Origin of the sequence: Pseudomonas sp. DCB_AW (assembly GCF_026240895.1) — a bacterium.
Lineage (GTDB): Bacteria > Pseudomonadota > Gammaproteobacteria > Pseudomonadales > Pseudomonadaceae > Aquipseudomonas > Aquipseudomonas kermanshahensis.
Window position 1 is genome coordinate 1 of the sequence record NZ_JAPFCE010000116.1, and the last position, 9,089, is coordinate 9,089.

Below are 9,089 nucleotides of genomic sequence, written 5' to 3' on the forward strand. Positions count from 1 at the left end.
CGGCACAAGGCCGCTCCCACAGGATCTGCATACCCCGCAGTACCCGGTGGGAGCGGCCTTGTGCCGCGAATGGGCCGTATGGCGGCCCCTTTCAACCGACGGATTTCAAGAGCCACCTATGCCCCACCCGCGTCCCTACAAAGTTGCACTCAACGGTTATGGCCGCATCGGCCGCTGTGTCCTGCGCGCGTTGTTCGAGCGGGGGGCGAAGGCCGGTTTCGAGATTGTTGCGCTGAACGACCTGGCCGATCAGGCCAGCCTCGAGTACCTGACACGCTTCGACTCCACCCACGGGCGTTTCCCCGGGGAAGTGAGGGTCGACGGCGACTGTCTGCATATTAACGGCGACTGCGTGAAGGTGATGCGCAGCGCCACCCCGGAAGGCATCGACTGGGCCGCCCTGGACATCGACCTGGTGCTGGAGTGCTCCGGCGCCTACAACACCCGCGCCGATGGCCAGCGTTTTCTTGATGCCGGCGCGCCACGGGTGCTGTTCTCGCAGCCCATGGCCAGCGAGGCGGACGTGGACGCCACGGTGGTCTACGGCATCAACCAGGCATGCCTGACGGGCAGCGAGCGCCTGGTGTCCAACGCGTCCTGCACCACCAACTGCGGCGTGCCGCTGTTGCGCGTGCTGGACCAGGCGTTCGGCATCGAATACGTGCAGATCACCACCATCCACTCGGCGATGAACGACCAGCCGGTGATCGACGCTTACCACCACGAAGACCTGCGCCGTACGCGCTCTGCGTTCCAGTCGGTGATCCCGGTGTCCACGGGCCTTGCGCGCGGCATCGAGCGGCTGCTGCCGGAACTTGCCGGGCGAATTCAGGCCAAAGCGGTACGCGTGCCGACCGTCAACGTCTCATGCCTGGACATCACGCTGCAGACCGCCCGCGACACCAGCGCCGCCGAGGTCAACCGGGTGCTGCGCGAGGCAGCGCTGGAGGGCCCGCTCAAAGGATTGCTGGCCTATACCGAGCTGCCCCACGCCAGCTGTGATTTCAACCACGACCCGCATTCGGCGATCGTCGATGCCAGCCAGACCCGTGTTTCCGGCCCCCGCCTGGTAAACCTGCTGGCTTGGTTCGACAACGAATGGGGGTTCGCCAACCGTATGCTCGACGTTGCCGAACACTATCTGCACGTCGTTCAACCAACCCGCAACAAACAGCCCTGAAGGACTGCATTCATGACCGTGTTGAAGATGACCGACCTCGACCTGCAAGGTAAACGCGTACTGATCCGCGAAGACCTCAACGTGCCTGTGAAGGACGGTGTGGTAGCCAGCGACGCGCGTATCCTGGCAGCGCTGCCGACCATCAAGCTGGCCCTGGAAAAGGGCGCGGCGGTAATGGTCTGCTCGCACCTGGGCCGCCCGACCGAAGGTGAATTCTCCGCCGAGAACAGCCTCAAGCCGGTCGCCGACTACTTGAGCAAGGCCCTGGGCCGTGACGTGCCGCTGATCGCCGACTACCTGGAAGGTGTCGAGGTCAAGGCCGGTGACCTGGTGCTGTTCGAGAACGTGCGCTTCAACAAGGGCGAGAAAAAGAACGCCGACGAGCTGGCGCAGAAATACGCTGCCCTGTGCGATGTGTTCGTGATGGACGCGTTCGGCACTGCCCACCGCGCCGAAGGTTCGACCCATGGCGTGGCCAAGTTCGCCAAAGTCGCCGCTGCCGGCCCACTGCTGGCCGCCGAGCTGGATGCCCTGGGCAAGGCGCTGAAAGCCCCGGCCAAGCCAATGGCGGCCATCGTCGCTGGCTCCAAGGTGTCGACCAAACTCGACGTGCTGAACAGCCTGAGCACCGTTTGCGACCTGCTGATCGTCGGTGGTGGCATCGCCAACACCTTCCTGGCGGCTGCTGGCCACCCCGTCGGCAAGTCGCTGTACGAGCCTGACCTGGTCGATACCGCCAAGGCCATCGCTGCCAAGGTCAACGTGCCGCTGCCGGTCGACGTGGTGGTTGCCAAGGAATTCGCTGAAAGCGCCGAAGCGACCGTCAAGGCCATTGCCGACGTTGCCGCTGACGACATGATCCTGGACATCGGCCCGCAAACCGCTGCCAACTTCGCCGAGCTGCTGAAGTCGTCGCAGACCATTCTGTGGAACGGCCCGGTTGGCGTGTTCGAGTTCGACCAGTTCGGCAACGGCACCAAAGTGCTGGCCAAAGCCATCGCCGAAAGCGCCGCGTTCTCGATCGCGGGCGGTGGTGACACCCTGGCGGCGATCGACAAATATGGCGTTGGCGCCGATATCTCCTACATTTCTACCGGTGGTGGCGCGTTCCTCGAGTTCGTCGAGGGCAAGGTCCTGCCGGCTGTGGCAATCCTGGAAGAGCGGGCCAAGGCCTGATGACGTTGGCGCTTGGCAAAGGGAGCGACCTGATGGTCAAGCAATTGCCTGTGATGATTCTGGCCGGGATGCTGAGCGCGTGTTCCAGCAGCCCGTCTTCGGATGAAGCCGCGTCGCGGTCGCCCAAGGGCGGCTGCTACCAGTCCGAGTGGCAGGCTGAGACCGTACCGGTCATCAACAAGCGCCTGGGTCCGGATGGCCTGGAAAAGTATGACGAAGACCACCAGCACAAGGCGCCTGGTTGCCCTTGATCGGGTTCTCGGGCACCTAAGCTGGGTTTGAAGGTCTTCAACACTGGGGCTGCAAAGCAGCCCCTGGCGGAGTAATGAGATGAAAGCGCTTATGGCCATCGCGGCCCTGGCGACACTGGCAGGATGCTCACTGCTGCAGCCGGCGCAACCCGCCCCGGCAGACAACTGGACCCGTTGGGTCTGTGACACCCAGACTGAAGTGCTGTGGCGCTTCGCGGATGCACAACAAGATTCGGTCGACGTACGCCTTGGCGGCGGCGACCAGGTCTACCGGCTCAAATCCGAGCCGAGCGCGTCGGGCGCGATGTACAGCGATGGCGTGCTGGCCTTCCACACCAAAGGCGAAGAAGGCCTGGTGTACTGGGTGGCAACCAACGATCTGATAGGGCGGGGCTGCAAGGCACCGTGACTGGCCGGGCCGCCCAGGTGGCCCACACTACTTGAACAGCAACCGCCCCTGCGGCAGGCTTGCACGAAACAAACGACGCTTGTCGGGAGAGAGATACACAATGGCACTCATTAGCATGCGCCAGATGCTGGACCACGCCGCCGAGTTCGGTTACGGCGTTCCAGCTTTCAACGTCAACAACCTCGAGCAAATGCGCGCAATCATGGAAGCCGCCGACAAGACCGACTCTCCGGTCATCGTGCAGGCTTCGGCGGGTGCCCGCAAATACGCCGGTGCGCCCTTCCTGCGCCACCTGATCCTGGCCGCGATCGAAGAGTTCCCGCACATCCCGGTGTGCATGCACCAGGACCACGGCACCAGCCCTGACGTGTGCCAGCGCTCGATCCAGCTGGGCTTCAGCTCGGTCATGATGGACGGCTCGCTGGGTGAAGACGGCAAAACCCCAACCGACTACGAGTACAACGTCCGCGTTACTCAGCAGACCGTTGCCATGGCGCACGCCTGCGGCGTTTCGGTAGAAGGCGAGCTGGGCTGCCTGGGTTCGCTGGAAACCGGCATGGCCGGTGAAGAAGACGGTATCGGTGCTGAAGGCGTGCTGGATCACAGCCAAATGCTGACCGACCCGGAAGAAGCCGCCGACTTCGTCAAGAAGACCCAGGTCGACGCCCTGGCCATCGCCATCGGCACCAGCCACGGCGCCTACAAGTTCACCAAGCCACCGACCGGTGACGTGCTGGCGATCGACCGTATCAAGGAAATCCACAAGCGCATCCCTAACACCCACCTGGTGATGCACGGTTCCTCTTCGGTACCGCAAGAGTGGCTGGCGATCATCAACCAGTACGGCGGCGACATCAAAGAAACCTACGGCGTACCGGTTGAAGAAATCGTCGAAGGCATCAAGCACGGCGTGCGCAAGGTCAACATCGACACCGACCTGCGCCTGGCCTCCACCGGTGCCATGCGTCGCCTGATGGCTCAGAACCCAAGCGAGTTCGACCCGCGCAAGTTCTTCGGTGAAACCGTCAAAGCCATGCGTGACGTGTGCATCGCCCGTTACGAAGCCTTCGGCACCGCCGGCAATGCCTCCAAGATCAAACCGATCTCCCTGGAAGGCATGTTCCAGCGTTACCTGAAAGGTGAATTGGCCGCCAAGGTCAATTGATGCGCTGGTAGTACTGAAAAAACCCGCAGAGATGCGGGTTTTTTTATGCCTGCGATAACCCGTATTCACGGCAGAGCAACCGTTAGTCGGCTACCGTACAGTTTATGCACTGATAGCGTTCTGATTGCATTGCGAGTTACAGGCCCGGGTCTAGAGTACTTATCGGATCCAATCGTGATTTGAAGTCGGTCACACAATAGAGAAGCAGCATGGATGGCGCTCACCTTCAACCACAGCCACGGGATGGTGGCAGCTCGGTTCTACTGGTGGTAGATGATTACCCCGAGAACCTCATCAGTATGCGGGCCTTGCTAGCCCGGCAGGATTGGCAAGTATTGACCGCAAGTTCGGGGGTGGAAGCCCTGAGTGCCTTGCTCGAACACGACGTCGACCTGGTCTTGCTGGATGTACAGATGCCAGAGATGGACGGCTTCGAAGTCGCCCGGCTGATGCGCGGCAGCCAGCGCACGCGGCTGACCCCGATCATCTTCCTTACCGCTAACGAACAGTCCGATGCCGCCGTGCTGAAGGGGTACGCCAGTGGCGCGGTGGACTACATGTTCAAGCCGTTCGACCCGCAGATTCTCAAGCCCAAGGTCCAGGCCCTGCTCGATCAGCAACGCAACCGGCGCATGTTGCAGCAACTGACCCGCGAGCTGGAAACAGCCAGGGCGTTCAACGCTTCGATTCTGGAAAACGCCGCCGAAGGGATTCTGGTGGTAGATGCCGCCGGCACCATCAGTTTCGCCAACCCAGCCATTTCACGCTTGCTGGCAGCGCCAGTGGAGCAGTTGCAGGGCGCCCAGTTGCTTGACCTGGTGCAAATGGCCAACGCCAACCTGTGGAGCGAGTCGGACTTCTACCAGGCCTACTTGGGGCGGCGGATTTTCCGCGTGCACGATGCCCAGTTACGCACCCTGGGGGGCGAACTGGTACCGGTCGCGCTGTCGTGTGCGCCCTTGCCAGCCGATCAGCAGGCGATGGTGGTGACAGTGCTGGACATGTCGGTGGTGCGCAACCTGCACCAACAGCTCGAGTACCAGGCGGTGACCGACCCGCTGACCGGCCTGCTCAACCGCCGTGGCTTCTACCAGGCCGCCGAGGGCGTGCTGCTGCGCAACGAGCGCTCGGACAAGGCGCAGGCGCTGATGTACATGGACCTGGATGGCTTCAAGCGGATCAACGACTCGTTGGGCCATGAAGCGGGTGATCGCGTGCTGCGCTGGGTTGCCGAGCAGATCAAGGACTGCCTGGGCAGCGAGGCGCTGCTGGCACGGATGGGCGGTGATGAGTTCACGGCGTTGTTCGACAGCTTGCCTTACCCCGAGCAGGCCGGGCGTTACGCCGAGCGCTTGCTCGAGCGCATCGCCATCAGCCAGCAGGTGGAAGGGCTGGATGTGTGCCTTGGGGTCAGCATTGGTATCGCCACCTACCCCGACTGCGGTGCCACCGTCGAGGGCCTGCTGCGCGCAGCCGATGCGGCGATGTACGCGGCCAAGCAGGCTGGCCGCCAGCAATACCGCTTCTATGACCACGAGCTCAATGGCCGCGCACGTTCGCGGCTGATGCTTGAAGACGGTGTACGGGCAGCGATCGAACAGCAGGACTTCAGCCTGGTGTATCAACCCCAGGTGGGCTTCGCCGACGGCCACTTGCGAGGTTTCGAGGCGTTGTTGCGCTGGCAGCACCCTAGCGTTGGCGATGTGCCGCCAGGGCTGTTCATACCTTTGCTGGAAGAGGCCCGGCTGATCAACCGCCTGGCCAGCTGGATCTACCGCCAGGGGGCAGCGCAGCGCCAGGCCTGGTGCGATCGTTTCCCTCGCGACCTGGTGCTGGGTATCAGTCTGAGCCGTGCCCAGTTCGTCATGCCGGGCCTGGTCGAGGAGCTGCAGCGGGTGATCCTGGATTACCAGCTGGACCCCGCGCAGCTTGAAGTCGAGGTGGCGGAGACGTCGCTGATGTACAACATCGACGCGGCGGTTAAGCAGATACACCGCCTGCGTGAGCTGGGTGTGCGGGTGGCGCTGGATGATTTTGGCGCAGGTGACTGCTCGTTGCGCATGCTGCGGGACTTGCCGATCGATACCCTGAAGCTGGACCGCCACCTGGTGGCACGCCTGCCGGACTCAGCCGTGGACGCCGCGCTGGTGCGCAGCGTGGTGGGCCTGTGCGCCGACTACCGCATCACAGTGATCGCCGAAGGCGTGGAAACCCCGGCCCAGGCTGCGTGGCTGAAGGCAAACGGTTGCGCCTACGTGCAGGGTTTTCTGGTGGCGCACCCCATGACCGCAGCGGATGCCAGCGGCTTCCCGGCGATTTTCTCCTGGCCTCGGCCCTGATTGGCTAGAATCGCCCTTCGTCACGCCGAATGCACTGCCATGACCGTATTACGTTATCTGCAAGCCTACCCGCCGCACCTGCAAGAGCAGGTGCGGCAGATGATCGACAGCGACCGCCTGGGCGAGTACCTGCAGCGCCGTTACCCGGACCGCCATGACGTGCAGAGCGACAAGGCGCTGTACGGTTATGCCCAAGAGTTGCGGCAGCAGTACCTGCGCAGTGCGCCTAACCTGGACAAGGTGCTGTTCGACAACCGCCTGGACCTGACCCACCGTGCGTTGGGGCTGAACACGGCGGTATCCCGGGTGCAGGGTGGCAAGCTCAAGGCGAAGAAGGAAATCCGCATCGCCGCTTTGTTCAAGGAGGCCGCGCCGCAGTTTTTGCGCATGATCGTGGTGCACGAGTTGGCGCACCTGCGTGAGCGCGACCATAACAAAGCGTTTTACCAGCTCTGTCAGCACATGGAGCCGGACTACCATCAACTGGAATTCGACCTGCGCGTCTACCTGACCTATCGGGAGCTGCCGGGCAACTGTTAAGGACCACGCAGCATGGAAGTGAGCAAGACCAAGAGCAGCTTCTACCGCCGCCTATACGTGGCCTGGCTGATCGACAGCCAGACCGCGACCAGCGTGCCGGCGCTGATGGAGGCCACCGGCATGCCACGCCGCACGGCCCAGGACACCATCGCCGCCCTGGCCGACCTGGACATCGTCTGTGAGTTCGAGCAGCAGGAAGGCGCGCGCAATCATGCCGGGCATTACCGCATTCATGACTGGGGCGCGATCGACAAGCAGTGGATCATTCGGCATTTGCGCCAGATCCGCGAAGTGCTGGGGTATCCGTGATGCGGGGGGCAAAGTGCCCCCTGGCTTTTTCAGCCTTTACGCATACCGATATGCGCAATGTCATCCTCAAGGTATTCCTCACCCACCGCCTTAAACCCATGCCCGGCATAAAACCCTTGCAGATGCGCCTGTGCCGACAGGTACACCGGCGTACCCGGCCAGCAATGCTCGGCCGCCTCCAGCCCTTTGAGCAGCAACGCATGCCCCAGCTTGAGCCCGCGCGCCGCAGGTGACGTGACCACGCGGCCGATGACCACATCGCCCCCTTGGGATTGCGGATCGAGCAGGCGCAGGTAAGCCACCAGCTTGTCGTCTTGCCAGGCCATCAGGTGCAGGGTGTCGCCGGTCAGGTCCTGGCCATCGACTTCCTGGTAGCTGCAGCGTTGCTCGACCACGAACACTTCGGTGCGCAACTGCAGGATGGCATAGAGCTGCTCCTTGCCGAGATCAGTGTGGTGCTTGCAAAGCCAGTCGATGGACATGGGCAGGAACTCCTTGAATGATCCGTCGATCATCGCAAATCCCAAGGCTACCGACGAGTGGCTGATTGCTGCAGGCGGTGTCATGCAGCCTTCGGCCAAAATAGAGGCAAAATGACACTATTGTCCGCTGCCTTCGGCTGCAGCTTTGTGTACGCTCAGCGGCAGTTGTGGTGAAGACCGCCTACACAGTGTGTGCCCTCCATTGCGAAAGGACTTGAGCATGCGGCCACTGCTTTGTGTTCTGGGGTTGCTGGCAGTGATGCTGGCCTCGCCCGCCCAGGGTCACGGCAAGCTGCGGCTTGTGGCGGACAACTGGCCACCGTTTACCGACACCAGCATGCCCGGCGGCGGTTTGGCGACCAGCATCGTCACCACTGCGCTGGCCCGGGCCGGATACACCAGCGCGTTCGAAGAAGTGCCCTGGGCGCGTGCGTTGATGGGCGTCAGCGAAGGGCGTTACGACGTGCTGATCAATGCCTGGCGCAACGACGCGCGTGCCCGCATCGGGCAGTTTTCCGACGCCTACCTGACTAACCGCATCCGCTTGCTCAAGCGCAAGGGTGAGGCGTTTGACTATCAGCATGCTGCCGATTTGTACCCCTACAGCATTGCCGTGGTGCGCGACTATGCCTACTCACCCGATTTCGACGGCGACACCCGCTTGCACAAGGTGCCTGTGCGCAACTTCTCGTCAGCCGTGCGCATGTTGGCGGCAGGCCGGGTGAACCTGGCGGTAGAGGATGAATACGTGGCCCGTTACAACCTGCAGCGCGAACCGCAGGCGGTGCGTGATGGTGTGGAACTGATCGACCCGCCACTGGCGCAGAACAGCCTGCATATTCTGGTCAGCCTGAAACACCCGCAACACCAGCAGATTGTCGAAGGGTTCGAGCAGGCGATTGCGGCGATGAAAGCTGATGGCAGTTATGCGCGCTTGTTACGCCAGCATGGCTTTTGATCTCTAATACCCGTGCTGGCTTCTTCGCGGGTAAACCCGCTCCCACACAAGCGATACACACCCCCTGTGGGAGCGGGTTCACCCGCGAAGAGGCCGCCACAGGCCACATAGCATTTAGGCCGGCGCGCTTTCCTTGACCAGGTGCGCCGCCAGCGTGCGCAATGGCCCCAACTGCCTGCAAATCAGTGCCAGCTGGGTCTGCACCAACCGCTGGTGCTCATCCAGCTCTTCCGGCATCTGTTCCAGGTCGTTGGCCAGCGCTTCTTCGGCATCACTGTGG

At 62.5% G+C, this 9,089-nt stretch carries 10 protein-coding genes; 9 read left to right on the forward strand and 1 reads right to left on the reverse strand.

Annotated elements, in window-relative coordinates; genetic code table 11:
• Positions 1 to 118: 118 nt before the first annotated feature.
• The 8 genes from epd to OO306_RS27320 all read left to right on the forward strand — a co-directional run bounded on the left by epd (position 119) and on the right by OO306_RS27320 (position 7,369).
• Entirely contained in the window at positions 119 to 1,180 is a 1,062-nt protein-coding gene (gene epd, locus OO306_RS27285; protein ID WP_027592463.1) for an erythrose-4-phosphate dehydrogenase, read from the forward strand.
• Positions 1,181 to 1,192: 12 nt separating this feature from the next.
• Positions 1,193 to 2,356, forward strand: coding sequence for a phosphoglycerate kinase (locus tag OO306_RS27290; RefSeq protein WP_027592464.1), 1,164 nt, complete (start codon positions 1,193 to 1,195; stop codon positions 2,354 to 2,356).
• Positions 2,356 to 2,607, forward strand: a complete 252-nt coding sequence (locus OO306_RS27295; protein WP_099430618.1) for a hypothetical protein — start codon at positions 2,356 to 2,358, stop codon at positions 2,605 to 2,607. The genes OO306_RS27290 and OO306_RS27295 overlap by 1 nt, the downstream gene beginning before the upstream one ends.
• A 79-nt stretch (positions 2,608 to 2,686) precedes the next feature.
• Positions 2,687 to 3,016, forward strand: coding sequence for an MliC family protein (locus OO306_RS27300; RefSeq protein WP_027592466.1), 330 nt, complete (start codon positions 2,687 to 2,689; stop codon positions 3,014 to 3,016).
• Between the two features lie 100 nt (positions 3,017 to 3,116).
• Positions 3,117 to 4,181, forward strand: a complete 1,065-nt coding sequence (fba, locus tag OO306_RS27305; protein WP_008093958.1) for a class II fructose-bisphosphate aldolase — start codon at positions 3,117 to 3,119, stop codon at positions 4,179 to 4,181.
• 209 nt (positions 4,182 to 4,390) lie between these two features.
• Positions 4,391 to 6,520, forward strand: coding sequence for a bifunctional diguanylate cyclase/phosphodiesterase (locus OO306_RS27310; protein WP_265970337.1), 2,130 nt, complete (start codon positions 4,391 to 4,393; stop codon positions 6,518 to 6,520).
• A 39-nt stretch (positions 6,521 to 6,559) separates the two neighbouring features.
• Entirely contained in the window at positions 6,560 to 7,060 is a 501-nt protein-coding gene (locus OO306_RS27315; RefSeq protein ID WP_027592468.1) for a M48 family metallopeptidase, read from the forward strand.
• A gap of 12 nt (positions 7,061 to 7,072) precedes the next feature.
• On the forward strand, positions 7,073 to 7,369 hold the full coding sequence (locus tag OO306_RS27320) for a helix-turn-helix domain-containing protein (RefSeq protein WP_003249396.1): 297 nt from the start codon (positions 7,073 to 7,075) through the stop codon (positions 7,367 to 7,369).
• Positions 7,370 to 7,398: 29 nt separating this feature from the next.
• Here OO306_RS27320 and OO306_RS27325 read toward each other — a convergent pair whose 3' ends face one another.
• Positions 7,399 to 7,851, reverse strand: coding sequence for a GNAT family N-acetyltransferase (locus OO306_RS27325; protein WP_027592469.1), 453 nt, complete (start codon positions 7,849 to 7,851; stop codon positions 7,399 to 7,401).
• A 220-nt stretch (positions 7,852 to 8,071) separates the two neighbouring features.
• On the opposite strand from OO306_RS27325, the gene OO306_RS27330 reads away from it, so the two are divergent.
• Positions 8,072 to 8,809 (forward strand): ABC transporter substrate-binding protein, encoded by a 738-nt coding sequence (locus OO306_RS27330; protein ID WP_099430615.1) that lies wholly within the window; start codon positions 8,072 to 8,074, stop codon positions 8,807 to 8,809.
• Positions 8,810 to 9,089: the final 280 nt, after the last annotated feature.

Excerpts from the sequence above, each read along its gene's own strand:
- epd (WP_027592463.1), top strand. The coding sequence starts at position 119 with ATGCCCCACCCGCGTCCCTACAAAGTTGCACTCAACGGTTATGGCCGC.
- OO306_RS27290 (WP_027592464.1), top strand. The coding sequence starts at position 1,193 with ATGACCGTGTTGAAGATGACCGACCTCGACCTGCAAGGTAAACGCGTA.
- OO306_RS27295 (WP_099430618.1), top strand. The coding sequence starts at position 2,356 with ATGACGTTGGCGCTTGGCAAAGGGAGCGACCTGATGGTCAAGCAATTG.
- OO306_RS27300 (WP_027592466.1), top strand. The coding sequence starts at position 2,687 with ATGAAAGCGCTTATGGCCATCGCGGCCCTGGCGACACTGGCAGGATGC.
- fba (WP_008093958.1), top strand. The coding sequence starts at position 3,117 with ATGGCACTCATTAGCATGCGCCAGATGCTGGACCACGCCGCCGAGTTC.
- OO306_RS27310 (WP_265970337.1), top strand. The coding sequence starts at position 4,391 with ATGGATGGCGCTCACCTTCAACCACAGCCACGGGATGGTGGCAGCTCG.
- OO306_RS27315 (WP_027592468.1), top strand. The coding sequence starts at position 6,560 with ATGACCGTATTACGTTATCTGCAAGCCTACCCGCCGCACCTGCAAGAG.
- OO306_RS27320 (WP_003249396.1), top strand. The coding sequence starts at position 7,073 with ATGGAAGTGAGCAAGACCAAGAGCAGCTTCTACCGCCGCCTATACGTG.
- OO306_RS27325 (WP_027592469.1), bottom strand. The coding sequence starts at position 7,851 with ATGTCCATCGACTGGCTTTGCAAGCACCACACTGATCTCGGCAAGGAG.
- OO306_RS27330 (WP_099430615.1), top strand. The coding sequence starts at position 8,072 with ATGCGGCCACTGCTTTGTGTTCTGGGGTTGCTGGCAGTGATGCTGGCC.